This is a genomic window from Neisseria sp. P0009.S007 (assembly GCF_051962515.1).
On record NZ_JBQCVF010001149.1, the window covers coordinates 1 to 262 of the forward strand.

A 262-nucleotide genomic window follows, 5' to 3' on the forward strand; every position below is an offset into this window, starting at 1 on the left:
CTTGCAACAGCGGGGCGCTCAAGGCGATGTTTTCAAAGGTGCTTTCCGATTTGTTTTCGATGCGGATGTGTTCGGGCGGGATGCCCATGTCTATCGCCATAGATTGCATGGCTGCCGCTTCGTTGCTGCCGTCGCCGTCCGTGCCGCCGCTCATCAGCAATCCGCTGACTTTGTTTTGGCGGTAGAGGGCGACGCCTGCTTCCACTCGGGAACGCAGGCAGGGATTGGGCTTGCCGCGCCTGTTGACGGAATTGCCTAAGAT

General features: G+C 58.8%; 1 protein-coding gene. It reads right to left on the reverse strand.

The window, feature by feature from the left end:
- A partial coding sequence (locus ACTHS3_RS18105; RefSeq protein ID WP_440368811.1) for a YdcF family protein occupies positions 1–262 on the reverse strand: 262 nt, incomplete at both ends.